We start from the raw sequence: 25569 nt of genomic DNA on the forward strand, positions 1-25569 counted from the left end.
CGGCGCGGGAGGCGAGTCGTGATCGGGCCGGAGCTGCGGCGGTGTGCGGGAGGGGAGTCATGATCGTTCCGGAGCTGCTCGCCAGGCGGGCCGCGGAGGAGCCCGAGCGGGTCGCGCTGGAGGTCGCCGGGGGCGGCACGCTGACCTTCGCGGACTGGCACGCGCAAGTGGACTCGCTGGCGCGCGGGCTGGTCCGGCGCGGCGTGCGGCGGGGCGACCGCGTGGGGCTGCTGTTCGGGGCCGAGAACTGGACCGGCTTCGCCGTGGCCTACTGCGCCACGCAGCTGGCCGGCGGGGTGGCCGTGCCGATCTCCGACCGGTTCGCGCCGGCCGAGGTGGCGTACATGCTGGAGCACTGCTCGGCGACCGGCGTGCTGCACGCCGGCAAGGGGCCGGCCGCGCCGCCGGACGGCGGGTACTGGAGCGCAGTGCCGGCCGAGCTGGAGCCCGGCTCGCGCGAACCCGAGCCGCCGGGGCCGGCGGATCTGGCGCAGATCCTCTACACCTCCGGCACCACGGGCCGGCCCAAGGCGGTGGCGGCCACCCACGCCAACCTCACCTACGGCAGCGCCACCCGGGCCAACCGCCGCAGGTTCGGGCATTCGCGGCTGCTGCTGCACGCCTTTCCGATCGGTACGAACGCCGGCCAGGCCATGCTGATGAACGCGCTGGACGCGCGGCCCTCGGTGCTGACCCTGGCGCGGTTCACCCCGGGCAGGTTCGCCAGGCTGATCGAGTCGCGGCGGGTGGGGACGGTGTTCCTGGTGCCGGCCATGGCCCTGGAGCTGCTCAACGCCGGGCTGCACGAGCGGCACGACTTCTCCGGCGTGGTCCTGCTCGGGTCGGCGGCCTCGGCGCTGCCGGCGGCGCTGTGCGCGCGGCTGGCGGCGGCGTTCCCCAAGGCGACCGTGACGAACTACTACACCTCGACCGAGGCGGCGCCCGCCCAGACCGTCATGATCTACGACCCGTCACGGCCCGCGGCCCTGGGCCGGTCGGCGCTCGGCAGCGGGCTGAGGATCACCGGCCCCGACGGCACGCCACTGACGGCCGGGGAGACGGGGGAGATCTGGCTGCGCTCTCCCGCCGCCGCGCGCTCGTACTACCGGGACCGGCAGGCCAGCGCGCACACCTTCCGCGACGGGTGGGTGCGGATGGGCGATCTGGGCTACCTCGACGCGGACGGCTACCTGTATCTCGTCGACCGGGAGAGCGACGTCGTCAAGTCCGGCGCGTACAAGGTGTCGACCGTTCAGGTGGAGGCGGCGCTGCACGAACACCCGGACGTGGCCGAGGCGGCGGTCGCCGGCGTGCCGCACCCCGTGCTGGGCACCGTGCTGGCCGCGGCCGTCGTGCCGCGTTCGCGGGCGCCGCGCGTGACGGAGCTGCGGGCCTTCCTCATGACCCGGCTGGCCGCGCACGAACTGCCGACACGAGTGATCTTCGTGGACCACCTGCCCAGGAACCACTCGGGCAAGGTCGTCAAGTCCGGCCTGCGCGATCTGCTGAAGCAGGCGGACTCCGTGCTGGAAACAGGCTCTATGAAAACAGGCGCTGTGGAGAAAGAAGGCGGGAGATGACCGGATCGTGGCCGGCCTCCCCTGCGCAGCAGGGGATGTGGCTCACCGAGCGGGCCGGGGTCGCCGGGCGGGCCTTTCACATGCCGCTGGCCGTGTGGCTGGACGGGCCGCTCGACGTGCCGGCCCTGGCGGAGGCGTGTGAGGAGGTGGCGCGCAGGCATCCCGTGCTGGGCGGTGTGCTCGCCGAGGACGGCGGTGAGCTGCGGGTGGTCCCCCACGGGGTGCCGCCGATGCGCGAAGGCGGCGACCTTGAGGAGGAGCTGGCCGGGCCGGTCGATCCGGGCGCGGGCCCCGCGGCGCGGTTCACGCTGATCCGGGAGGACGCCAAGCGGCACGTGCTGCTGTTCCAGGCCCATCACGCGGTGTTCGACGGGGAGTCCAAGGACATCCTGCTGCGGGACCTGGCCTCCTGGTACGGGGGTGCGGCGCCGGCGCCGTTGGTGCTGACGCACCCGGAGGTCATGGTCCAGCAGCAGGTCAGGCTGGCGGACGCGCTGCCGGACGCGCGGCGCTACTGGCAGGACCGGTGGCGGGACCAGCGGGAGCTGCACCTGCCCGGCCTGACCGGCGTGTCCGTGGCCGCGGCGCCCGGCTGCGCCCTCGACTTCGTCGTCGAGGACCTCGGCGGGCTCGCCGGGCGGCTTGAGGTCACCCGTTTCGAGGCGGTGCTGGCCGCGTTCGTCGCGCTGCTGCGCGCGTACGGCAACGCGCGGCCCGCGGTCGGCGTGGATCTGTCCACGCGGACCGAGCGGAGCAGGGACCACGTGGGCGCCTTCGTCAACGAGCTGCCCGTGATCGGGGCGCCGGAGGCGGGCACGTTCGGCGAGTTCGCGCGGAGCCTGCGGGTCGAGCTGCGGCGGTTGTACCGCCACCGCGAGGTTCCGCTGGCCAGGGCCGTGGACGGGATCGGCCCGCGCGCCGCGCTCACCCCCGTGTCGCTCAGCTACCGCCGGCGGCCCGAGACGGGCCCGCTGTTCCCCGGGCTGGGCGCGTCGGTGGAGTGGATGATGTTCAACGGCTGGGTGCGCAACACGCTCCACCTGCAGATCGTCGACGACCCTGCGGGTACGGCGGCGCGGCTGCAGTACAACCCGGCACTTCTCGACCCGGCGGGGGCCGAGCGGATCCGGGAGGATTTCGCCGCGCTGCTGGCGGCGGTCGCCACGGACCCGGACGCGCCGCTGGACCGGCTGCCGCTGCCCGCCCCCGTGCCGGCGGCGTCCGTGATCACCGCCGACACGGGAGCGGGCGGGCCGGTGGCCGCCGAGCTCGTACGGGAGATCCAGGCCATCTTCGCCAAGGAGCTCGAACTGGACGACGTGGAACCCGACGACGACCTGTTCGATCTCGGCGGCCATTCCCTCACGATCACCCAGATCATGGCCAGAGCCCGGGAGCGGTACGGCGTGGAGCTCTCCTTCGAGGTGTTCATCGACGACGCCACCGCGACCAGCATCGCGGCGGAGGTCGCCCGCCTGCGGGAGCAGGCATGTTGAGGGAGCGCGTGGCCGAACTGGTGGCCCAGGCCAGCGACGGCGAGCTCACCACGGCGGAGGTGCTGGCGGCCGACTGCTCGCTGACGGCGCTCGGCCTCACCTCGCTGGGCTACATCCGGCTGATCGACGCGATCGAGGAGGCGTTCGGCTTCGACATCGAGTTCGACGGCAGCCTCGACACGCTCGACGGGCTGGTCGACCACCTGTCCCGGTTCGCGGGCCGCCCGTCATGATCGGACCCGTGACGGTCGAGTTCACCGGCGCCAGATCGGGCCAGGGGCCGCTCACCTGGGGCCAGCGGGCGATCTGGCGGCTCACCGAGTGGCTGCCCCCTGGCGACCCGTACTTCAACATGCCGTGGGCCCTGCCGGTGCACGGCAAGCCCGACCTGCCGGCCGTACTCGCCGCTCTCGCGCGGCTGCTCGGACGGCATGAGAGCCTGCGGACGAACTGGCTCCCTGACGCGGAGCAGACCGGCATGGTGCAGCGGGTCGCCGGGCAGGGGCGGCTGACGGTCGAGCTGGTCGACGCCGCCGGCTCCCGGCCCAGGGTGCTGGCCGGGGAGATCGCCGCCGAGCTCGCGGCCAAGGGCTTCGACTACGCCGACGAGCTCCCGGTGCGCTGCGCCGTCGTCATGGACGGCGGCAGGCCGCGCGCGGTGGCGTTCGCGTTCACGCACATGGCGGTGGACGGGCTGGCGCTCGACGTCATCGCCGGCGAGTGGCCGCGGCTGCTGTCCGGGGAGCCGCTGCCGCAGGACGTGCCGCAGCCGCTCGACCTGGCCGCCGAGGAACGCTCGCCCGAGGGCTCGGCGCGCGGCGAGCGGGCGCTCAGGTACTGGCGGGCGGCGCTGGAACGGATGCCGCGCCCGCTGTTCGCCGCGCCGCCGGGCAGGCCCGAGGAGCCCAGGTTCGTCAAGCTCGGCATGGAGTCGGCGGCGCTCGGCGCGGCGGCCACCGGGCTGGCCGCGCGCTGGGGGGTGAGCACCAGCAGCGTGCTGCTCGGGGCGTACGCGACGCTGCTGTCCCGGCTGACCGGCCGCGGCACGGTCGCGCTGCAGCTCATCGTGGGCAACCGGCACGATCCCCGGCTGGCGCCCATGGTGGCCACCCTCGTCCAGGACGGGATCTTCGTCCTGGACGTGGCCCCGGGCCAGCCGCTCGCCGAGGTGGTGCGGGCCGCGAACCGGGGGGTGCTGGCGGCGTACCGGCACGCCCGCTACGACCCGGCCGCCCAGCGGGCGCTGATCGAGGAGACCGGGCCGCCGCCCACCGCCTACTTCAACGACGTACGGGTGGCCGGGGGCTGGCCCAACCTGCCGCCGAACCCGCCCGCGACCCCCGGCCGGATCTTCCCGGTGGGGGCCTGGCCGGAGGTGGACGCCGAGGTGTTCTTCACTGCCGGGCCCGCCACCCACACCTGCCGGCTGGACCTGCTCGCCGACACCGCCCTCCTGCCCCGGGAGGCGATCGAGGCGACGCTGCGCGAGGTCGAGACGCTACTGGTCAGCGAGGAGAACACGTGAGTGCCGAGATGCGCGTGGTCGTCAACCACGAGGAGCAGTACTCCGTCTGGGCCGCGGATCGCGAACTGCCGCCCGGCTGGTCCGACGCGGGGTTCGCGGGCACCCAGGAGGAGTGCCTGGCCCACATCGAGACCGTCTGGACGGACATGCGCCCGCTCAGCCTGCGAAACTGAAAGGCGATACCGACGTTGAGTGACGACACGACGCCGCCCCCGCGCAGTGCCGCGAACGGGACGGCGGGCACGATCTGGCGGTGGCTGGACAAGGCGCCCGACGCGGTGGCCGTGACCGGCTCCGACGGTCAGGTGACCTACCGGGAGCTGCACCGGCGCGTCGAGGACCTGGCCGCCGTGCTGCGCGGGCACGGCGTCGGCCCCGAGACGCCCGTGGGGCTGTGCATGGAGCGGACCACCGGGATGCTCGTGGCGATGCTCGCCGTGTGGACGGCGGGCGGGGCGTACGTGCCGCTGGACCCGGCCTTCCCCGCCGGGCGGCTGCGCATGATGCGCCAGGACGCCGGCATCGGCCTGGTGCTGACCCAGGCGGGCGTCGATCCCGCGCTGCTGGACGGCGTTCCCGCCGTCGTCACGCTCTCGCCCGGGGGCAGGCCGCTGACCGGCGCTCCCGCCCCGGCCGGCGGGGTCGCGGCCGATGGGGACCGGCTGGCGTACCTGATGTTCACCTCGGGCTCCACCGGCCGCCCGAAGGGGGTGGCGGTGCCGCACCGGGCCGTGGAGAACCTGCTGGAGTCGTTCGCCGAGCTGCTGCCGATCGGGCCGGAGGATCGGTGGCTGGCCGTCACGACGCTGTCGTTCGACATCTCGGTCCTGGAGCTGCTGCTGCCCCTGTTCACGGGCGGCCGGGTGGTGATCGCGGCCACCGGGGAGGTCTCCGACGGGTGGGCGCTGCGCGAACGGGCCGTCGCCGAGGGGGTCACGATCATGCAGGCGACGCCGGCGGGCTGGCGGATCCTGCTGGAGTCCGGCGGGGTCCCCGCGACGATCAGGACCCGGTTGTGCGGCGGCGAGGCGCTGCCCCGCGATCTCGCGGACGCGCTGCCGGCCGACGGCGCCGAACTGTGGAACGTGTACGGCCCCACCGAGACCACCGTGTGGTCCACGGCCGGCCGGGTGCGGCCGGGACCCGAGGCCGTGGATCTCGGCTCGCCCATCGGGCGGACCTCGCTCCACCTGCTGGACGGGAACGGGACGCCGGTCGCCGACGGGGAGGCCGGCGAGCTGCACATCGGCGGCGCGGGGGTCGCCCGGGGATACCACGGGCTGCCCGGCCAGACGGCCGCGCGCTTCCTGCCCGACCCGTACGCCGGCACCCCCGGCGCCCGCATGTACGCCACCGGCGACCTGGCCAGGATCACGCCCGCCGGCCGGCTGGAGTACCTCGGCCGCGCCGACCAGCAGGTCAAGGTGCACGGATTCCGCATCGAACTGGGCGAGATCGAGGCCGCCCTGCGATCGGCCGCCGAGGTCAGGGACGCCGCGGCCGCCGTCCGCGACGGGCGGCTGGTGGCCTACCTGGTCCCGCGGGCGCAGGCCGTGGACTGGGCCGCGCTGCGCGAACGACTGCGCGCCTCGCTCCCCGACTACATGATCCCGGTCCGGCACACGACCCTGACGTCCCTGCCGCTCACCCCCAACGGCAAGCTCGACCGCGCCGCGCTGCCCACCCCGTCGTGGACGCGCCCCGGCACCGCCGCCTTCCGTGCCCCGGCCGCCGGGGTCGAGTCCGACCTCGCCGAGATCTGGGCGGGGGTGCTCGGCGCCACCGAGCCCATCGGCGCCGACGACGACTTCTTCGAGCTCGGCGGCCACTCCCTGGCCGCCACGCAGATCATCGCCAGGGTCCAGGCCAGGTACGGCCTCGAGGTGCCGATCGTCGTGCTGTTCGAGCGTCCGACGATCGCCGGGTTCGCCGCCCGGCTCGACGACCTGGACGACGCCGAGCTCAGCCTGGCCGACGTCGCCGCGCTGCGTGACCAGCTTGACGGCCTGAGCGCCGAGGAGCTCCAGGGGCTGTTCGACGACCTGGCGGCCGGGTCATGAGGGCGCCGCTGTCGCCCGCGCAGGAACGGCTCTGGATGCTCCAGCGGCTGGAGCCCGGCGACGCCTCGTACACGATGTACCTGGTACGACGCCTGCGCGGCCCGCTCGACCGTGACGCGTTCACCGCCGCCGTCGGCGCGCTCGTGGCCAGGCACGAGAGCCTGCGCACCGCCTTCACCGAGGAGGACGGCACGCCCTGGGCGGTGGCCGGGCCGGTCGGGTGGTCGCCGCCGATCGAGTGGCTGACGGCGGCGGGGGAGCAGGTGGGCGCGCTGGTCGCCGAGCGCACCAACGCCGCCTTCGACCTGGCCGCGGGCGTCCCGCTGCGGGTCGCCGTCATCGAGGTCGCCCCGGACGATCACGTGCTGTGCCTGACGCTGCACCACATCCTGGCCGACGGGCACTCCCTGGAGATCATGCTCGACGACCTGGGCGAGCACTACGCCGCCGCCGTCGAGGGCCGCCCCGCCCGCCTGCCCGACGTGCGCATCCAGTCCAGCGACTACGCCCGCTGGCAGCGGCGCAGGGCGGACAAGGCCATGCCGTACTGGACCGAGGCGCTGGCCGCGCCGCCGGTCACCGAGCTGCCCTTCGCCCGTCCGGGAGCGCGCGCGGCCGTCCGGGAGGGCGGCTATCACCGGGTACGGCTGGGCGCGCGGCACCTCGCCGAGGTCGAGCGGCTGGCCGTGGCCCACCGGGCGACCCCGTTCATGGTGCTCATGGCGGCCTACCAGGCGCTGCTCTTCCGGCACAGCGGGCAGCACGACCTGGTGGTCGGCACCGTGGTCGCCGGGCGGGACCGGGTCGAGCTGGAGCGGATGGTCGGCTACCTCACCCAGACCCTGCCGCTGCGCGGCGACCTGGCGGGCGACCCGACGTTCGCCGAGCTGCTCGGGCGGGTCAAAGGGGTGGTGCTGGACGCGATGGGCCGGCCCGCGCCGCTGCTGGAGCGGCTGGCGCGCGGCGTCGAGACGCTGCTGCCGACCGTGTTCATCCTGCAGGACTACGCCGCCGGGCAGGACCGGGCGTACGGCGGGGTCCGGGTGTCGGACTTCGAGGGACGCCACGAGCAGATCGTGGTGGATCTGCTGGTGGAGGTCTGGCCGGCGGGGGAGGAGCTGGCGATCTGCTTCGGCTATGACGGCGCGGTGTTCGAGGCCGGCGAGGTGGCGACGATCGCCGAGCGCTACCTGACGCTGCTGGCCGGGGCCGTGGCCAGGCCGGACACGCCGATCTCGCGGCTTCCCACGTGGACCGCACCGGACGAGAAGGCGATCGCCGAGCTGGCCGACGGGCCCGCCGAGGCGGTCGCGGACGGGGTGCTGGAGCTGGTGGCGGACGTGGTGCGCCGGACGCCGGACGCGGTCGCCGTGCGCTGCGGCGATCAGGTGGTCTCGTACGCGGCCCTCTGGGACCGGGCCGGCGTGCTCGCCGGCACCCTGGGGGAGAGCGGCGTCCGGGAGGGCGACGTGGTGGCCGTGCGGCTGGCCCCGTCCGCCGAGGTGATCGCCGCGCTGCTGGGCGTGTGGCGGGCGGGCGCCGCGTACCTGCCGCTGGACCCCGCCGACCCGCCCGCCCGGCACGCCGACTCCATGGCCGCCGCGGGCGCCGCCTGGCTGATCGGCGAGGACCGGGTGCGCGCCGTGGCCGAGGGGAGCGCGGCCGAGGGGCCGGTGAAGGGAATCGCCTACGTGATGACCACCTCGGGGTCCGCCGGGCTGCCCAAGGCGGTGCTCGTCGAGCATCGTTCGGTGGCGGCCAGGGCCGGGTGGATGCGGCGGGAGTACGGCCTGGGGCCCGGAGATCATGTGGTGCAGTTCGCGTCGCTGAGTTTCGACACCCACGTCGAGGAGATCTTCCCCGCGCTCGCGTCCGGGGCCACGGTGATGCCGCTGCCGGACGGCCCCGCGAGCCTGCCCGACCTGCTGGCCGGGCCGGACGGGCACCGGATCACCGTGCTGGACCTGCCCACCGCGTACTGGCACCGGCTCGTCGAGTCACCCTCGGAGGTGGCCTGGCCGCCCGCACTGCGGCTGGTGATCCTCGGCGGCGAGCAGGCCGACGGGGCGGCCATCGCCCGATGGCATCGTGAGGGGCCCGGGGCCCGGTTGGTCAACACGTACGGGCCCACCGAGGCCACGGTCATCGCCACGTGGGCCGAGCTGGACGGGACCGACCCCGGCGGACGCCCGCCGATCGGCCGGCCGTTGTCGGCCACGTCGGTCCGGGTGCTGGACGCCCGGGGGGAGCCGGTGCCGCCGGGCGCGGCGGGCGAGCTGGCGATCGGCGGGGCCGGGGTGGCCCGCGGATATGCCGGGCTGCCCCGCCGCACCGCCGCCGCCTTCGAGCCCGACCCGTACGGCGAGCCCGGCGCCCGGCGCCTGCGCACCGGTGACCGGGCGCGGTGGCGCTCGGACGGGCAGCTGGAGTTCCTGGGCCGCCTGGACGACCAGGTCAAGGTACGCGGCGTGCGCATCGAGCCCGGCGACGTGGAGGCCGCCCTGCGCGAGCACCCCGGCGCCGGACAGGTGGCCGTGGCCGCGCGCGGCGAGGACCTGGTGGCCTACTTCACCGGCCCCGCCGCCCCGGCCGAGCTGCGCGCGCACGCCGCGGGCCGGCTGCCGAGGGGCTTCGTGCCGACCCGGTGGTCACGGCTGGCGGAGCTGCCGCTCACCTCCCGGGGCAAGCTCGACCGGGCCGCGCTGCCCGAGCCGGACCGGGTCACCGGGACGGACTACACGGCGCCGCGCACCGACAGCGAGGCGCTGGTCGCCGAGATCTGGGCCGTGGTGCTCGGCCTCGAACGGGTCGGCGTGCTGGACGATCTGCTGGAGCTGGGCGGGCACTCGCTGATGACCACCCGGGTCGCGGCGCGGCTGCGGGCGATGCTGGAGGTGGAGGTGCCGATCCGGGTGGTGCTCGGCTGCGGCACCGTGGCCGAGCTCGCCGAGGCCGTCGAGGACCTGCTGATCGAGGAGATCGACGCGATGAGCGAGGAGGACGCGCAGCGCGCCCTGACCGGGCCGTCCGGGCTCAGGGAGTGATCGTCTTCCGGATGGCGTTCAGGAACATCGCCGCCTCGCGCCCGTTGACGAGGCGGTGATCGAACGCGAGCCCGAGGGTGACCGTGGTGCGTTTCACGACGTTCCCGGCGGAGTCGAGGGCGAACTCGTGCTGCGGCGCGCACAGCGACAGCGCGCACGTCTGCCCGGGGAAGACGATCGGCACGGCGAGGAGCACGGCCGTGTCGGTGTGCAGGGTGACGACGATGTTCCCGCCCGCCAGGTCGTCCTCGCGGAACGCCGCCTGTGCCGCCTTCGTCCGGTACGCCGTGAGCCGCTCCGCGATCTCCTTGACGGACAGGCGGTCGGCGTCGCGCAGCACCGGGACGTACAGGCCGTTGCCGACGTCCACGGTGACGCCGACGTTCGGCGCCGTCGAGGGGCGTACGGCCAAGGGGTCGGCTGCCACCGGTTCGGCGAAGCACATCGGGAACCGCCCGTGCAGCGACGCGACCGCCGAGACCAGCAGCTCCGGCAGCCCGATCAGCGCCCTGGCCTCCTTGCCGAGGGCGCGGGCCCGGGCGATCGCGGGGCCTGCGTCCAGCTTCACGGCGGTGAAGGCGGCCGGGATCGTCTGGTGGGAACGGGTGACCGCGGCGGCCACGGCCCGCTGAACGGCCGGCAGCGGCTGCGCGTCGCCTGTGCCGGTTTCCAGCGTGCCGGTTTCCAGCAGGGCCAGGACGTCGGCTCGCTTGATCAGCTTCTTGCCCAGCGCGCGGATCCGCGCCGGGTCCACGCCGTGCTCGTCGATCAGCGCCTGGGCGGGTGCGGTGACGATCGGCCCCTCGGCCGCCGCACCGGGGTCGGGAGCCGCCGGCGGAGGCGCCGAGCCGTCGGAGATGTGCGCGATCACGTCCCCGGGCCGGCAGGTCGCGCCGGTTTCCGCCGCCCGCCGCAGTGCGCCGTCGGCCTCGGCCATCAGCTCCTCGGCCGCCTTGGAGGTCTCCAGGACCACCACCGGATCGCCCTTCACCACCCCGGCGCCGTCCTCGGCCAGCCACTCGACCAGCAGGTACTCGGTGTCGTTGTTGTTGAGCTTGGGCACGCGCAGCTCGGTCAAGGCAGGAGCTCCTGTACGGCGCTGACGATGGCGGTGTCCTGCACCAGCACGTCACGCTCGAGATGGGCGGCCGCCGGGATCACGCTTGCCGCCGAGTGGACGAGGGACACGGGACGCCGCAGGCGCCCCCAGAGCCGGCTGTGCACCTGGTGCGCCACCTCGGCCCCCCAGGTGCCGCCCGCGGTGCTCTCCTCGGCGACGACCACGGCGCCGGCCCGCTCCAGCAGCGGCGACAGCGGGGTCACGTCGAAGGGGTACAGGCGCCGGGGCACGAGCAGCAGGCAGGAGACCTCCCGCTCCAGCAGCAGCGTGCGCATCGCGGCCAGGGCCCGGTGCGCCAGCCCGCCCGGCGCGATGATCACGCAGTCGGCCTGCTCGGGATCGTCCACGTACACCCTGGCCACCCCGCCGGCCCCGGGCAGCACGTCGTACTGGAACAGGTCGTCCGCGACCCCGCCGCCGAAGAGCTGCCGGGTGTAGAGGATCTTGTCCTCGAACAGCAGGCACGGCTCGCCGCGCGCGAGCATCTCGCCGAACAGCTCGCGATGGTCGTCGAAGGGGGACACCTCGTACACCGCGAGACCAGGGACGCCGATGAAGTGCTTCTGCAGGCTCTGGCTGTGCGTGGGCCCGTAGCCGCGACCGCCCCCGGACGGGCAGCGCACGATCAGCGGCAGCCGCAGCGGCCTGCCGTACATGGAGACCGACTTACTGGCGAAATTCACGATCTGGTCGAAGGCCAGGGCCACGAAGTCGGAGAACATGATCTCGACGATGGCCTTGCCGCCCGCGAGGGCCAGGCCGCCGGCCACGCCGACGATGCCGTTCTCGCTGATCGGGGTGGCCAGCACCCGGCCGGGGAAACGGCTCGACAGACCTTTCGTGATCTTGAACGCCCCGCCGTACGGATCGAGCACGTCCTCGCCGAGCACCCGCACGGACGGATCCTCGGCCAGCACCTCGTGCAGCGCCCGGTTGAGGCTCTCCGCGACCCGCATCGCCTCAGCCCTCCCGCGCAGACAGCGGCCGCCCGAGCACTTCACCGGCCACCACCTCGACGAACGCGCGCGCCTCCGCGTCCATGCGGGCGAAGCGGGGGGAGCCGCCCTCGCGCGGGTACCAGTCGTGGTCGCGGGCGTGCCGGATCTCCTCGGCGGAGCGGGTGTCGTCGCCCTTGCTGTGCGGCCCGATCCGGTGCGTGGCGAACTCCACCACCAGCGGCCCCGCGCCCTGCCTGGTCCGCTCGAACAGCGGCCGCAGTGCGTCCCGGATCTCGTGCGGATGCCGCGAGTCCACGTGCAGGAACCGGCACCCGAACGCCCGCGCCCGATCCCCGATCGTGCCCGCCAGCTGCGCCGCAGTCGGTGTGGTCTGCGCGATCCCGTTGTTCTCGGTCACCACGACCAGCGGCAGCCGCCAGAGCGCGGCCATGTTGAGCGCCTCGTACACGGCGCCCTCGCCCCACGTCCCGTCGCCGATGTACGCCAGCGCCAGCGCGCCCGGCTCGGCGTCCCGCAGGTGCAGGGCCACGCCCGCGGCGACCGGCAGGCTCTCGCCCTGGATCCCGGTGGACAGGTAGCGGCCGGACAGGATGTGCTGGCTGCCGCCCACGCCCCCGCAGACCGCGCCCTCCCGCCCAGTGATCTCCGCGAGCAGTCCGTACGGATCCCGGAATCGTGCCAGGTAGTGGCCGTGTCCGCGATGATTGCTGAAGACGTAGTCCGGCTCGCCCAGCAGCGGTGTCAGCGCGACCGGCACGTACTCCTGCCCCAGGCAGGTGTGGGTGGTGCCCTGCACGAGCCCTTGGCCGAACAGGTCGAGCAGCTTGCGTTCGAAGTGCCTGATCAGCAGGAGTAGCCCGAGGTCGTCGTCGGACAGGTCCTCCGTGATCTCTTCCAGCAGGCGTTCCGGCACGATCGGCACTCCTTGAGGGGGAATGGTGGATTTGGGAGCGCTCCCACAAATTCTATCGATCACCGTGAGGAGCGGCAATGGTCGGACGGAGAGCTTTCCAGACTGTCAAATGCCGAGAATGAAGGGCCGGTGCCACGCGTGCTGATCGCCTGCCGTCCGCGTCCGGTCACCAAGCGTCGCGGTGGGGGATCTTGACCTGCCTCGAGCGCGATACCTAGGCTTCTGTGGGAGCGTTCCCAACTTTCGAGGTGACCCCCACGTGAGCCCCGACCTCGAGCGCGAGAAGCTGCGGCGCCGCCTGGCCACGCTGCCCCCCGAACGCCGTGCGGCCCTGCGCAGGGCGCTGCTCGGCGGCCGGGACCAGCGCACCTGGCCGCTGTCCACCGGGCAGGAGCGGCTGTGGTTCCTGCAGCGCTTCGACCCTGACGACTGCGCGTATCACATCACCTGGCCGGTCAGGCTGCGCGGCCCCGTCGACGAGATCGCACTCGCCGCGGCGTTCACCGCGATCGCCGTCCGGCACGAGGTGCTGCGCACCCGCTTCGTCCTGGACGGCGACCTGCCCGCGCAGGTCGTGGACGAGCCCGGCGAGGTGCGGCTGGACCGTCTGGATCCCGCCTCCGCCGACCTCGGACAGGCGGTCGCCGGCTACGCCGGGCGGCCGTTCGACCTCGCGGCGGCCCCCGCGTGGCGGGCGGGCCTGCTGCGCCTGGCCGCCGACGACGCCGTCCTGTGCATCGTGCTGCACCACATCGTGGTCGACCACTGGTCGCTCGACGTGCTCATGCGCGAGCTCGGCGAGTGCTACCGCGCCCACCGGGAGGGCCGTGCGCCCCTGCTGGACGAGCTGCCCGCGCAGTACCGCGACTTCGCCGCGGCCGAGCGGCGGCGGGCCGAGGAGGGCCGGGACCACCTGGACTACTGGACCGAACGGCTCGCCGGAGCACCCCCGCTCGACCTGCCCCTCGACCACCCCCGCCCGGCCCGCTGGACCGGCCGCGGCGCGAAGGCGGACGTGACCGTGCCGGACGCGGACGTCACCCGCCTGGAGCTCCTCGCGCGTGCCCACCGGGCCACCCCGTTCATGGCCCTGCTCGCCGCGTGGCAGGTCACGCTGGGCGCGGCCGCCGGGCAGGACGACTTCTGCGTGGGCGTGCCCGTGGCCGGCCGGGACCGGCCCGAGCTGGCCCCGCTGATCGGCTACTTCTCCACCACGCTCGTCGCGCGGGCCGACCTGTCGGGGGATCCGCCCTTCGGCGAGCTGCTGCGGCGTACCCGGATCGGCACCATGAAGGCCCTGGCCCACGCCGGAACCTCCTTGGACCGCATCCTCGGCGCCCTGCGGGTGCCGCGCGACCTGAGCCGCCCGCCGCTGTGCCAGGCGATGTTCAACCTCACCCACAACCTGCCCACCGGCGACCTGCTCCGCACCGAGCTGGGGGACCTGGCCGTGGAGGTGTGTCCGCAGCCCGACCTGGGCCGGGCCCGGGTGGAGGTGTCCCTCGACGTGTACCGGGGGCCCGAGGGGATCGGCGGCTGGCTGGAGTACTCGACCGACCTGTTCGACGCCGCCACCGCGCACCGCCTGGTGGAGGCGTTCGCCCGCGTGGTGACGCGCGCGGGCGGCGACCCGAGCCTGCGGCTGTCCGAGCTGGGAGCAGCGGTCCGGAACTAAGGAGAGCGCCATGCGGCTTTCGGTGGATTTCGCCTCCGGCCGTTCCGGCACGGCGGAGCTCGCATGGGGGCAGCGGGACGTCTGGACGGCGATCCAGGGGGTGGGGCCGGACGCACGCTACTTCAACGTGCCCCGGCTGCTGACCGTCCCGGGCGCGGGAGGCCCGCGCCGTCCCGGGGCCGTGGCGGCCGCTCTGGCCGAGGTGATGGGTCGGCACGACGCCCTGAGATCCGTGGTACGGCTCGGCGCGACCGGACCGTACCAGGAGGTGGCGGCGGCCGGGACCCTGGCGATCGAGCTGGTCGAGGCCGCACGCGGCGACGTGGACGATGCCGCGGCCGGACTTGTCGCCCGTCTGGCCGGGCGACCCTTCGGCGACGGCGAGCAGCCGCTGCGCGCCGGGATCGTGGTCTGCGACGGCGTCGCCACCCACGTGGCGCTCGTGATGAATCATGTCGTCGCGGACTGGCGCGCGGCCGACGTCGTGGTACGCGATCTGCGGCTGCTGCTGCTCCGCGGAGTGATCACGCGACCGCCGTCGTCGCAGTTGCTCGACCTGGTACGGGAGGAGGAGGCGGCCTCGGCCCGTTCGGACCGGTCGATCGCCCAGTGGGAGGCGCTGCTGCGGACCGTGCCGTCCGCCATGTTCCCCACCGTGGTCAGCAGCGGCGCGACGCCGAGGTTCGCGCGGGCCGTGCTGTCGTCGCCCCGGCTCGACCACGCCGCACAGGTGCTCGCCCGCCGCACCGGCGTCAGCACCGCCACAGTCCTGCTGGTGGCGGTCGCCATGCTGCTGCGCGAGCTGACCGGGCACGAGGTGTCCGCGATCACCCCGATCGTGCACAACCGCTTCAACAGCCGGACCCGGGGCCTGGTCACCAGCCTGAATCAGCTGGGACTGTTCACCCTGGGCCCGTGCGGAAGCCTTGCCGAGACCCTCGTGAGCGCGTATTCGGCGGTTCTCACGTCCTACCGGCGCGCCCGCTTCGACTCGCTGGCCCTGCACGCGATGGTCGACCGGATGAGCGCCGACCGAGGCGTCCCCATGTTCCCGTTGTGCTGCTTCAACGACCTGCGCCCCGGCGAGGATTCGGGTGGCGCCGACCGCGCGGACGGGGAGTCCGAGCTGGAATGGCTGCCCGGCATGGACCGGCGCAGCTGCGACTTCTGCGTGGCCCTGATGCGCTGGAAGGGCACGCTCGGTGTGGAACTGAGCGCCGACACCGCCCGCCTGCCCGAGGGCGAGATGGCCGGCCTCCTGTACCGGCTGGAGTCCTTCGTGGCCGGCGCGGCTCACCCCTGACGGGGGCCGAGCCCCGCTCAGTAGTCCTTGAGGGTGATGGCGTTCGCGGCGGCGTTGAGCGGCTTCAGGATCGGGCGCAGTGCCAGGTCCTTCCAGGGCAGGTGGCTGACCATCCGCATCATGGTGGTCTGCATGCGGATCTGGCGGGAGCTGCCGGCCACCATCTGCCTGGCGTTGCTCTCGCCGAGGCTGAGGTTCACGTCGACGTAGCCGCGCATCTCCTCCTGGTAGCGGGAGAACGCCACCCGGTGGTCGCCGCCGGCGGCCTTCAGCTCGCCGGCCAGCACGTACGCCCCCACGAGGGCGAGGCTGGTGCCCTGCCCCGACAGCGGCGACGGGCTGTGCGCGGCGTCGCCGACCAGCGCGATCCGCCCGGCCGACCAGCGGTCCAGCCGGACCTGGCTGGCGGAGTCGAAGTAGAAGTCGGGGGAGTGCGGCATGGCGGCCAGCAGCGTGGCGCTCTCCCAACCGGCGCCGGCGAAGGTCTCGGCGACCAGGCGCTGCTGTGCCGCGACGTCGCGGCGGTCGGGCAGCACGGCGGGGGTGGGGAAGATGAACTGGGCCTTGGCGGCGGACTGCCGGGTGCTGTAGAGGTTCACGACCTTGCCCGGCGTCGGGTAGATCAGCTCCCAGCGGTCGAGGCCGAGGTGGTTGGGCACGGTGAACACGCACGCGTGCATGCCGAGCGGGCGCACGAACGTCGCCTCTTCGCCGAAGACCTGGGCCCGCAGGTTCGAGTGCAGCCCGTCCGCGCCGATCACGAGGTCGAACACGCGCGGCGCGGAGCGCGCGAAGGTCACCATGACGCCGTCGTGGCCCTGGGTGAGGCCGGTGATGCTGTCGCCGAACAGGTACTCCACGCCCTGCTTGGTCGCGTCGTACATGATGCGGGCCAGGTCGCCGCGCAGCACCTCGTCGTCGCCGGGGGCCCGCAGGCCGATGAGGTCGGGGCCCAGGGTGGCGAGCGGCTTGCCGGCCGCGTTCACCCAGGCGCCGCCGCGCATCCGCGTGCTGTACCGCTTGACGGCCGGGGTGAGGCCCATCCGGTCGACGACGTCCATCGCCACGCCGCGCAGGTCGACCTTGTAGCCGCCTTCCCGCAGCGCCGGGGCCAGCTCCACGACGGTCGGGGTGAAACCGTAGCGCTGCAACCAGTACGCGAGGGCGGGACCGGCCACGCTGGCGCCGGAGATCAGGACCGTCTTGTTCACGAGGTGTTGTGTCATGGCGACAGCGTCGCCGGTCCCGCTCGCCAGGCGCTCACCAAGCGCTCACCGTCACTCACCGGCCAGGTCGAGCACCTCCTCGGCGCTCAGCCCGCGGCCCCGGTGACGTGCTTCGGCGTACGGGCCGGGGCCGAGCGCGCGTTCGGCCCCGGCGGCCGTCTCGTCCACGTCGCGGTCGGCCACCAGCTCCGTCCCGCGCAGGGACGCCGCCGCGCCGATGAGCGTCGCGGCCTGCTCCGCGTCACCGGCCAGCAGCGCGGCCCCGGCGAGGCCGTCCACCGCGTCCGCGGCGGCGGGCAGGTTGCCGCTGCGCACGGCCGTCTCGAGCGCGGCGCGGTGGTGAACGCGGGCCTGCGCGGCGTCCCCGTTCATGGCGGCGGTGTTCATGGTGGCGGTCCAGCCGAGTCCGGTGAGGATGCGGGCACGGATCCGGCTCCCGGTGATCGAGGCGTCCCCGCAGCCGGCCAGCGCCGCCTCGTACAGCTGCCGGGCCTGGTCGGGTTCGCCGGATCGGCGGGCGAGGTCGGCGAGGCCACGGCGGGCGTCGGCGAGCAGGTCCGGCGCGCCGACGGCGCGGGCGACCTCGGCGGCGCGCTCGTAGCCGGTCCCGGCGGCGGGGAGGTCACCGTCCTGGGCCAGCAGGTCGGCGCGGCGGGTGAGGAGGTCCGCGGCGTCCTCCGTACGGCCCAGCTCCTCGATGAGCGTGATGGCCTCGTCCATCCAGGCCACCGCGCGGGCCCGCTCACCGCGCCAGGCCGCGATCCCGGCGAGCTTGTCCAGCGAGTTCGCGATCGCCCAGCGGTCGCCCGACGTGCGGAACCCGGCCAGCGCGGCGGTGAGCGCGTCCTCGGCCGCGGAGGTCCGCCCGCCGAGCAGCAGCCGCAGGCCGTCGCCCATGCGCAGGAACGCCTGCGACCACGGGTCGGTGTCGAACAGCCGGTGCTGAAGCGCGGGCTCGACGTCGAGCAGGCGTCCGGCCATCGAGAGCAGGAACACGACGTGGGGCCGGCGCAGCGGCCGGTCGTGCGCGGCGAGGCCGGCGGCGGCGCGGCCCAGGTGGTCGCGCAGGTCGGCATCGGTGGAGTTGCCGGTCGCGGCGGCGGTCACCACGCAGCACGCGTACTCCTCGGCCTGCTCCGCACCCGGAGCATGTTCGCCCAGCAGCCGGGCGGCGAGCGGGGCGGCCTCGCCGCGCAGGCCGCGCAGCCACCAGAACCAGGACAGGGCCGCGATCAGCCGCGCGGCCAGCGGCGGGTCGGCGGTGACGGCCCAGCCCAGTGCGGCCAGCAGGTTGCCGTGCTCGGCGTCCAGCCGCGCGAGCCGATCCAGCTGGCCGGGCCCCCGCAGGTGGTGGTCGGCGGCCTCGGCCAGCGCGGTGAAGCACTCCGCGTGCGCCCGCAGGCATTCCTCCCGCTCCCCGGTCTCGGCGAGCCGCTCCGCGCAGTACTCGCGCACCGTCTCCAGCATCCGATACCGGCCGTCGTGCGCCTCGACGAGCGACTTGTCCACCAGGCCGGCCAGCACGGCCGCCACATCGTCGGCCCCGGCCGGCCCGTCCAGGCCGCAGACCCGCTCCGCGTCCGCCAGGGTGACGCCGCCCGCGAACACGGTGAGCCGGCGCGCGAGCGCCTGCTCATCCGGGTCGAGCAGCCCCCAGCTCCAGTCGACCACCGCGCGCAGCGTCTGGTGCCGGGGCGCCGCAGTGCGCTCGCCGCGCGACAGCAGCCGGAACCGGTCGGCCAGCCGCGCGTCCACCTCGTCCAGGGTGAACGAGCGCAGCCGGGCCGCCGCCAGTTCGATGGCCAACGGCAGCCCGTCCAGGGCGGCGCAGATCCGCCGCACCGCGCCGATCGTGGCGGCGTCCACGACGAACCCGTGCCGTACGGCGGCGGCCCGGTCGGCGAACAGCCGCACCGCCGGGCAGGCCAGCGCCTCGGCGAGCGCGGCATCGGGTGCGGGCACGGCCAGCTGCCCGACCAGGAAGAGGACCTCACCGGTGATGCCGAGCGCCTCCCGGCTGGTGGCCAGGATCCGCAGCGCGGGGCAGGCGGCCAGCAGCCGGTGCGCGAGCCCGGCCGCGTCCGCGACGACCTGCTCGCAGTTGTCCAGAATCACCAGCACCGGCCGGTCGGCCAGCGCCGCGACGAGCCGATCCTCCGGCGGTCCCGGCTCGCGCAGGCCCAGCGCGGCGGCCACGGCGGGTGCCACCTGCGCCCCGTCGCTCAACGCGGACAGGTCGACGAAGCACACCTCCCCGGGCACCCGGCCGCTCGCCTCCACCGCCAGCCGCGTCTTGCCGGTGCCACCCGGACCGGTCAGCGTGACCAGCCGTGATCCGGCCGGCAGCGCCGCGAGCTCGCGCAGCTCCTCCGCCCGTCCGACGAAGCTGGTGAGCTGGGCCGGCAGGCGCCGGAGCGCGAGGGCGGCCGCCGGTTCGGCGCGCAGGATGGCCAGGTGCGCCTCGGCCAGCTCGGCGGACGGATCGACGCCGAGCTCGTCTCCCAGGAACCGGCGGGCCTGCTCGTACGCGGTGAGCGCCTCCGCCTGCCGGCCACCGGCGTACAGGGCCCGCATCAGCAGCGCCCGCGCCCGCTCCCGCAACGGGTGCGCCTCCACCAGCTCCGTCAGCTCCGCGGCCACCGCGTGGTGCTCGCCCAGCGCGAGCGCGGCCTCGGCCCGGTCCTCCACCGCCGTCAGCCGCTCCTCCAGCAGCCGGGCGGCCGCCGCCGCGGCGAACGGCGCGTCCAGCACGTCGGCGAGCGCCGGCCCGCGCCACAGGTCCAGCGCCTGACCCAGCACCATCGCGGCGCCCGCCGGGTCCCCGCCGGCCAGCGCCTGCCTGCCCTGCCCGGCGAGCCGGGCGAACCGGTGCGCGTCCACCGCGTCGAGGTCGACCGCGAGCCGGTAGCCCGCCGGCCCGAACTCCACGGCCGCCCCGTCACGCAGTCCTCGCCGGAGCCGGGAGACCTGCGACTGCAGCGCGTGCGCCACGTCGGCGGGCGCGTCCTCGCCGTACAGGCCCGCGGCCAGCCGGCCGACGCTCACCGGGCGACCGGCCTCCAGCAACAGCATCGCCAGCAGCGACCGCACCTGCGGGCCGCCCACCGCCACCGGGCCCCCGTCGGGCAGGCGCGCCTCAACCGGACCCAACACGCCGAACCGCATCAAAAGCCCCCGGCTTCGCACATGCCGGCAATTATCCCAGCCGCGGGCCGCTCGGCGCTCCGAGGTGGTCTCCCGTACCCAGGGCAGCGCCGGCCGCTCGACGAGCAGCAGGGCGGGTCACTTCGACGAATCCTGAAATGGGGCTAAGAGCCGACTTTCCCCCATTACGGTGCGAGAAATGAACGCTGACCAGTTGCATGAATACGCGAACCAATTGCGTGACAATTTCTTGCGACTGCAGGATCAATCCCTGGAACTGCACCAACGCGCCCGAGCCCTGCAGGTCACCCACAGCTCGCCCGACGGCCTCGTTACCGCCACCGTGGGCGCCCGCGGTGACCTGATCCGGCTCGAGCTCGACCCCCGGGTCTCCCGCCTGCGGGACAGCGGCAGGCTGGCCGGCCTCATCACCGCCACCGTGCAGCAGGCCGCGGCGATGGCCCAGGAGGAGATCGTGCGGATGTTCGCGCCCCTCGTCCCGCCGGAGCAGATGCGGGCCCACCTGGATGGCGACCTCGACAGCGTGCTGGGGCACCTGGACGACCGGCTGCGCGAGATCGGGTAGCGGATGGCCGAGCACGTACGCATGGAGCGGTCTCAGGTCGAGGCCGGGCTCAAGGGCTGGCAGGGCCACGCCGCCGGACTCGGTGACGCTCTGCGCGACGCCACCGCCCGGATCGAACGGCTGAACGCCGCCGCCCCCTGGGGTGGCGACTCGGCCGGGCAGGAGTTCTACCGGGCGTACTCGGCCGAAGGAGGGCCCGACACGCTCATCGCCTGGGCCGGACAGCTCATGAGAGACCACGAGGCCACCGGCGAGGGTGTACGGCAGACCGTGGAGACCACGAGCGAGGCCGCCTCCACGCCGAAGGGCGATCGGGTGTGAGCGTCCACGCGGGGGCGGAGCACAACCGCAGCACACCGGTCACCAGCCCGCCGGGCGGTGGCGACGACACGATCGGCAGCGGCGGCTACGCGACCGACGTCACGCCGGCCTGGGGAGAGGGCGCGCCCGAGTGGGTGGACGTCCTGATCTCGCTGGTGGCGGCCGGGCAGATGTGGCCGGAGGGCAGCGAGAAGGGCCTGGCGGAGCTGGCGGTGGCCTTCGACGACCTGTCGCGGGCGGCGCTGGCCGGGCAGGACGTGAGTTCGCGGGCCACGATGCTGGACGGGTGGTCGGGCGCGTCGGCCGACGCCTTCCGCGAGCACACCGACGAGCTCGCGTCGGGGGAGACGGGGCTGGCGGGGATGGCGCAGGCCGCTCAGGCGTACGCGCTGCAGCAGGACTCCTTCGCGCGCGCCACGCAGTACGGCAAGCTGTCCATCAACGTCGGCTATTGGATCACGGTCAGCGCTGCCGCCGTCGGGGTCACGGCGAGCTTCCTCACCGCGGGCGCGACCACACCGCTGCTCGCCGCGTACGCGCAGCGGCTGCGTACCTTCCTCAACCAGGTGTTCGGCTCCCTGGAACGGGCGGCGGGGGCCGGGCGCGGGCTCACGACCGTCGCGCCGAAACTCGCCGCCGTCCAGACGGCCCAGCTCGGCGGGCGAAAACTCGGCCAGGGGCTGCTGGCCAGGGCGGTCACCAGCCACATGCTGCGCGAACTGCCGGAGGAGGTGGGCGAGGGCCTGCTCATGGACGGGCTCGCCCAGCGCCGGCAGATGGACCTCGGGACGCGTACCAGCTGGGACACCCGCATGACGGCCGCGAACGTCCTCGGCGACGCGACCGGCGCCTTGCTGGCGTCCCGGATCGCGCCCGCGGTCTCCAAGCACGTCTCCGGCCTCCCCGGCCTGCGCCACCTCGACGCCGCGGCCGGGGACACCGGTGGGCTGGCGAACGTCCTCATGCGGTACCCCACCAAGGCCGCGAGCGCGGCCGCCACCAACGCGCTCGTCTCGGCCCCCGCCGGGATGATCTCCAACGGCGTCGTGTACGGCACCTGGCAACTCCCCACGATGGAGGGGCTGGTGGGCAGTATGGCGGCCGGCGCCGGCCGAGTGGGCACCATCAGCCCCCTCGGCACCGACGTCCTCTCCGCCCTCGCCAACCCGTCAACGGCCCTCGCCCGCGCGGAATTCACCGCCCTCGCCCAAGACCCCACCCCCTCTACCTCGACACCCACCGCCGGCTCCGGTCAGGGCGGGAGCACCCAGAACACCGCCACCCACGGGGCCGGCGGGGTCACCCCGATGACAACCACCCCACCCACCCCGGCCGGCGACGCACACGGGACCGGTTCGACAGGCACCCCTCAGCGCAGCGGCCCCACCCCAACACCGGCCAGCGCCCCCACCGCGTCGGCCCCCACCGCGTCGGCCCAGACCGGAAGCGCACCTACCGGAGCACCACCAAGCACCACCTCCAGCGGCACCACCCAGGCAGGCGCGACACCACAAGGATCAGCACAGAGCACCGCCTCCAGCGGGACCGCGCAGGCCGGCGCGGCTTCGCAGGGTGCGCCATCGGGCACCGCGTCCGGCGGGACGGCGCAGGTGGGTACGGCACCGCAAGGATCGGCACCGGGCACCGCGTCCGGCGAAACGGGGCAAACGGGTACAGCACCGGGCACCGCCCCTGGCGGGACGGCGCAGGCCGGTGCGGCATCGCAAGGGGTGGGATCGAGCGGCCAGTCGGCGGCCGGCGGTGCGCCAGGTGGCTCATCGGCACAGACCAGCCCGATCGGCGCGGCTGCCGGCACCCCCGGCGCCGGGACGGGTGGGCCCACTACTCCGGCCACGGCGGTGGCCGGGCCGACTGCCCCGGCCACGGCCGGGGCCGGGCCGACTGCCCCGGCCGCTGCCGCCTCTGTGCCGACAGTGCCGACGGCTTCCGGCGCCCCGAACGTGACAGGGCCTGGGGTGGATGTCGAGGGCGGGGAGTTGGTGCCGTCCAAAGAGGCGTTGACTCTGGCGCTCAGTGGGGCGGGCACCCCGTCCGTACCGAGGCTCGAGGGGATCGGGCCGGAGGCGGCGAGTGACATCGATCAGGCGTTACGTGAGCTGGCCCGTGACTACCCGGACCTGACGCGCGCCCTCGGCACCGTCAGCACCACGGACCCGCACGGGAACTTTGTCACCCAGCCGGACCTGGTGGCCTACGCGGTCATGGACGGTGGTGAGCGGGGCATCCACCTGAACCCTGTCGCCATGGCCGACCAGGCGGAGGCCGGGCGGGTGGAGGAGGCCACCGGGTGGACGGTGCCGGGCGGTGGGTCGGTGCGCGGTGTGCTCTACCACGAGGTGGGCGAGCACATCGCCGACCGCATCATCAGCGACCCCGATGCGCGCACCGCCCTGAACGCCACCGTCTCGGCGGCGCTGGGCCGCCCGTACGACGTCACAGGCGTGCACGACCAAGGGACCGTGACCGCCGTCGAGTCCCGCCTGTCCACGTACGGCGCCACCACCCCCCGCGACCTGATCGCGGAGGCGTTCACCGAGTACAGGACCTCGGCGACCCCGCGTCCCCTGGCCAGGGCGGTCGGTGAGCTGATCGATCGGCTGCACACCACGCAGGCACACCGGGCACAGGACACCCCGCTGACAACGCGCTCCCGCGAAGAGGTCTATGCCCGCAGGCGCGGTCCCGCCGACGACCCGGAAGCGGATCCGGACCTGTGGGCGCTGCGGGCCATGGACGGGCGGATGAGCGAATCCCGCTATCGGGACGAGGACGCCGAACGCCAGGCAGGCAAGATCCTCCAGCGCATGGCGAACACCTGGGGCCGCGACGGGACCCAGTGGCTGCTGGACACGTTCCAGGCGCGTTCCCCGTACGTACGCGACGGCATCCTCTGGGCCGCCCGCCAGAACGGCCTGGCCGGCCCGAGTGGCGAGCAGCAGTCAATGGCACAGACGTCTCGGTCCCCGAGCCAGAGCGGCCGGAGCGGCCAGCCGCAGGAGGCCGCCTACCAGGCCGAGAACCTGTACGACTCCCAGGCCGACCGGCGCCACTGGAAAGACGTCATGCGGGAGGCCGACCATCTCGCCCACCAGTACACGGCCGCCGACCGCAACCAGGACGCGGACGCGTTCCAGGACGCCATCGACAACGCCCAGGCGTTCGTCCGCCGTCACGGCCTGGCCGACGCCAGCCGGACGCCTTGGTACAAGTTCAAGGGCGCGGCGGAGATGGACAACTGGATGGCCTTCCGCGAGAGGGAGGACACCAGCACCGGCATCGGCTTCATCAGCGAGATCCTGCTCTATGACTTCGACCTGGAGCCGGACGACCTCAAGGGCACCGGTGCCGCCGGTCAGAGCGGGACGAAGGGGTACGAGCCGCCGATCTCCGACCACGACGACTTCGGCAAGGTCAATGTCGAGCGCCGGACCAAGGTGCCCCTCGCCGGACTGCGCCCGCAACGGGTGGAGGACTACGACAAAGCCTCCCAGCCGCTCGGCGAGGAGCACAAGGAGGCCATGCGGAAGGCGTACGGGGAGTTGCGGAAGTTCATCGACGACCTCGGCTCCAGGGAGATCAGGTTCGGCGACCTGCTCGCGATCATCAACAAGGTCAACCCGACCGGGCACAACAGGAACTGCCCGGAGACCAGCCTGGCCATCGACGACATCCTGCGCGGCAAGCCGGCCGTGGCCGGGCCACTGAACGCCGCGCCGGTCCCGGTCATCCGCACCACGATGGGCAGGCGGGCGATCGAGAAGCACATGCGGCTCAGCAGTCTCAAGAAGGTAGCGAAGATTCTGCAGAACGAGGGGCCGGGATCACGTGGCGTGGTGATCGGCTACAGCGGCTCCGGCATCGGGCACGTGTGCAACGTCCTCAACGTCAACGGCAACATCTACTACGCGGACGGGCAGCACCAGCGGGTGTACATCGACCGGCACCCCATGGAGGGCAAGTACCGCGAGTACGACTTCTTCCAGACCCGCTAAGAAAGGACGGATCACCATCATGATCAGCAAGGAGGAGGCCGAGCAGGTCGTGCGCGCGTACATCGCGGAGGAGTTGAGCGCGGTGGGGGAGCGGCTGGTCGTGCACGACGCGGTGACGGTGGAGCGGCCGTACGGGTGGTTCTTCACGATCACCACGGTGGAGTTCGTCGAGACGGGCGACCCCGGCACCACGTACGCCGGGCTGGGACCGGTCCTGGTGCGGCGGGCCGACGGCGGGGTCGTCGAGTACGACTCCATGTACACCGGCGAGGCGGCGGCCGAGGCCTACGAGGCGGCGCTGTGACGCGGCGGCGGCCCGCGATCTGCGACGCGTGCGCCAGGCTCCGGCAACGGGTTGATTCGCAGGCGGCCGGCCGGTACGTCCCCTACTGCGAGGCCTTCCCCGAAGGCGTCCCGGCGGAGATCTATGAGGGCGGCTTCGACCACCGGAACGAATACCCCGGCGACGGCGGTGTCCGGTTCGCGCTGCGGCCGACGGCCGAGGGGGCGGTGCGGGCGTTCGAGCTACGCCGCACCTGAGAGGCGAGGGCTGTGCGGCCCGAGGCTGTCGCAAGCTGGGGTGACGCTTTCAGCGGCCGGCTTG

The 25569-nt window shown here is 74.0% G+C and carries 19 protein-coding genes; 14 read left to right on the forward strand and 5 right to left on the reverse strand.

Annotated features, from left to right (window positions below; all coding sequences use genetic code 11):
- The first annotated feature begins 59 nt into the window (after positions 1–59).
- From AB0L65_RS42125 to AB0L65_RS42155, 7 genes are read left to right on the forward strand one after another with little or no spacing between them, the layout of a single operon-like run.
- Positions 60–1580, forward strand: a complete 1521-nt coding sequence (locus tag AB0L65_RS42125) for an AMP-binding protein (RefSeq protein WP_364257899.1) — start codon at positions 60–62, stop codon at positions 1578–1580.
- Positions 1577–3076 (forward strand): condensation domain-containing protein, encoded by a 1500-nt coding sequence (locus AB0L65_RS42130; protein ID WP_364257902.1) that lies wholly within the window; start codon positions 1577–1579, stop codon positions 3074–3076. Before AB0L65_RS42125 ends, AB0L65_RS42130 begins: the two co-directional genes overlap by 4 nt.
- Positions 3070–3309 carry a phosphopantetheine-binding protein gene (locus AB0L65_RS42135; RefSeq protein WP_364257905.1) on the forward strand — a complete coding sequence of 80 codons (240 nt, stop codon included), beginning with the start codon at positions 3070–3072 and terminating at the stop codon, positions 3307–3309. The genes AB0L65_RS42130 and AB0L65_RS42135 overlap by 7 nt, the downstream gene beginning before the upstream one ends.
- 8 nt (positions 3310–3317) lie before the next feature.
- The gene (locus AB0L65_RS42140) at positions 3318–4601 is read left to right on the forward strand and encodes a condensation domain-containing protein (RefSeq protein ID WP_364257907.1); all 1284 of its coding nucleotides are present in this window, start codon (positions 3318–3320) and stop codon (positions 4599–4601) included.
- Between the two features lie 8 nt (positions 4602–4609).
- The gene (locus tag AB0L65_RS42145) at positions 4610–4774 is read left to right on the forward strand and encodes an MbtH family NRPS accessory protein (RefSeq protein WP_364258045.1); all 165 of its coding nucleotides are present in this window, start codon (positions 4610–4612) and stop codon (positions 4772–4774) included.
- 15 nt (positions 4775–4789) lie between these two features.
- Positions 4790–6661, forward strand: a complete 1872-nt coding sequence (locus AB0L65_RS42150; protein ID WP_364257910.1) for a non-ribosomal peptide synthetase — start codon at positions 4790–4792, stop codon at positions 6659–6661.
- A complete protein-coding gene (locus tag AB0L65_RS42155; RefSeq protein ID WP_364257913.1) occupies positions 6658–9705 on the forward strand; it encodes an amino acid adenylation domain-containing protein in 3048 nt (1015 codons plus the stop codon). Before AB0L65_RS42150 ends, AB0L65_RS42155 begins: the two co-directional genes overlap by 4 nt.
- On the opposite strand, the gene AB0L65_RS42160 is transcribed toward AB0L65_RS42155, so the two are convergent.
- The 3 genes from AB0L65_RS42160 to AB0L65_RS42170 are packed head-to-tail and all read right to left on the reverse strand — an operon-like array spanning position 9695 to position 12697.
- Positions 9695–10783, reverse strand: a complete 1089-nt coding sequence (locus tag AB0L65_RS42160; protein WP_364257916.1) for a 2-oxo acid dehydrogenase subunit E2 — start codon at positions 10781–10783, stop codon at positions 9695–9697. The genes AB0L65_RS42155 and AB0L65_RS42160 overlap by 11 nt on opposite strands.
- On the reverse strand, positions 10780–11781 hold the full coding sequence (locus AB0L65_RS42165) for a transketolase C-terminal domain-containing protein (protein WP_364257919.1): 1002 nt from the start codon (positions 11779–11781) through the stop codon (positions 10780–10782). Before AB0L65_RS42165 ends, AB0L65_RS42160 begins: the two co-directional genes overlap by 4 nt.
- A gap of 4 nt (positions 11782–11785) precedes the next feature.
- Positions 11786–12697 carry a thiamine pyrophosphate-dependent dehydrogenase E1 component subunit alpha gene (locus AB0L65_RS42170; protein WP_364257922.1) on the reverse strand — a complete coding sequence of 304 codons (912 nt, stop codon included), beginning with the start codon at positions 12695–12697 and terminating at the stop codon, positions 11786–11788.
- A gap of 259 nt (positions 12698–12956) precedes the next feature.
- Here AB0L65_RS42170 and AB0L65_RS42175 point away from each other — a divergent pair, with 259 nt between their 5' ends.
- Both AB0L65_RS42175 and AB0L65_RS42180 read left to right on the forward strand, forming a co-directional pair.
- Positions 12957–14372, forward strand: coding sequence for a condensation domain-containing protein (locus tag AB0L65_RS42175; RefSeq protein ID WP_364257925.1), 1416 nt, complete (start codon positions 12957–12959; stop codon positions 14370–14372).
- Positions 14373–14382: 10 nt separating this feature from the next.
- Positions 14383–15675: a condensation domain-containing protein gene (locus tag AB0L65_RS42180; RefSeq protein WP_364257928.1), complete on the forward strand. Its 1293-nt coding sequence runs from the start codon at positions 14383–14385 to the stop codon at positions 15673–15675.
- A gap of 17 nt (positions 15676–15692) precedes the next feature.
- On the opposite strand, the gene AB0L65_RS42185 is transcribed toward AB0L65_RS42180, so the two are convergent.
- Together AB0L65_RS42185 and AB0L65_RS42190 are read right to left on the reverse strand one after the other, a co-directional pair.
- Complete coding sequence (locus AB0L65_RS42185) at positions 15693–16901, reverse strand: FAD-dependent monooxygenase (RefSeq protein WP_364257931.1); 1209 nt, start codon at positions 16899–16901, stop codon at positions 15693–15695.
- Positions 16902–16952: 51 nt separating this feature from the next.
- Positions 16953–20054, reverse strand: a complete 3102-nt coding sequence (locus tag AB0L65_RS42190) for a BTAD domain-containing putative transcriptional regulator (RefSeq protein ID WP_364257934.1) — start codon at positions 20052–20054, stop codon at positions 16953–16955.
- A gap of 190 nt (positions 20055–20244) precedes the next feature.
- Between AB0L65_RS42190 and AB0L65_RS42195 the strand changes: the two genes are divergently transcribed.
- Genes AB0L65_RS42195 through AB0L65_RS42215 form a run of 5 tightly spaced genes read left to right on the forward strand, consistent with a single transcriptional unit; the run spans position 20245 to position 25505 of the window.
- Entirely contained in the window at positions 20245–20631 is a 387-nt protein-coding gene (locus AB0L65_RS42195; protein ID WP_364257937.1) for a YbaB/EbfC family nucleoid-associated protein, read from the forward strand.
- Between the two features lie 21 nt (positions 20632–20652).
- The gene (locus AB0L65_RS42200) at positions 20653–20952 is read left to right on the forward strand and encodes a hypothetical protein (RefSeq protein ID WP_364257940.1); all 300 of its coding nucleotides are present in this window, start codon (positions 20653–20655) and stop codon (positions 20950–20952) included.
- Positions 20949–24965, forward strand: coding sequence for a toxin glutamine deamidase domain-containing protein (locus AB0L65_RS42205; protein ID WP_364257943.1), 4017 nt, complete (start codon positions 20949–20951; stop codon positions 24963–24965). The genes AB0L65_RS42200 and AB0L65_RS42205 overlap by 4 nt, the downstream gene beginning before the upstream one ends.
- A 19-nt stretch (positions 24966–24984) precedes the next feature.
- On the forward strand, positions 24985–25269 hold the full coding sequence (locus AB0L65_RS42210; RefSeq protein ID WP_364257946.1) for a YrhB domain-containing protein: 285 nt from the start codon (positions 24985–24987) through the stop codon (positions 25267–25269).
- A complete protein-coding gene (locus AB0L65_RS42215) occupies positions 25266–25505 on the forward strand; it encodes a hypothetical protein (RefSeq protein ID WP_364257949.1) in 240 nt (79 codons plus the stop codon). The genes AB0L65_RS42210 and AB0L65_RS42215 overlap by 4 nt, the downstream gene beginning before the upstream one ends.
- Positions 25506–25569 lie beyond the last annotated feature (64 nt).

It is taken from the genome of Nonomuraea sp. NPDC052116 (assembly GCF_040680035.1).
Taxonomy (GTDB): Bacteria; Actinomycetota; Actinomycetes; order Streptosporangiales; family Streptosporangiaceae; genus Nonomuraea; species Nonomuraea angiospora_A.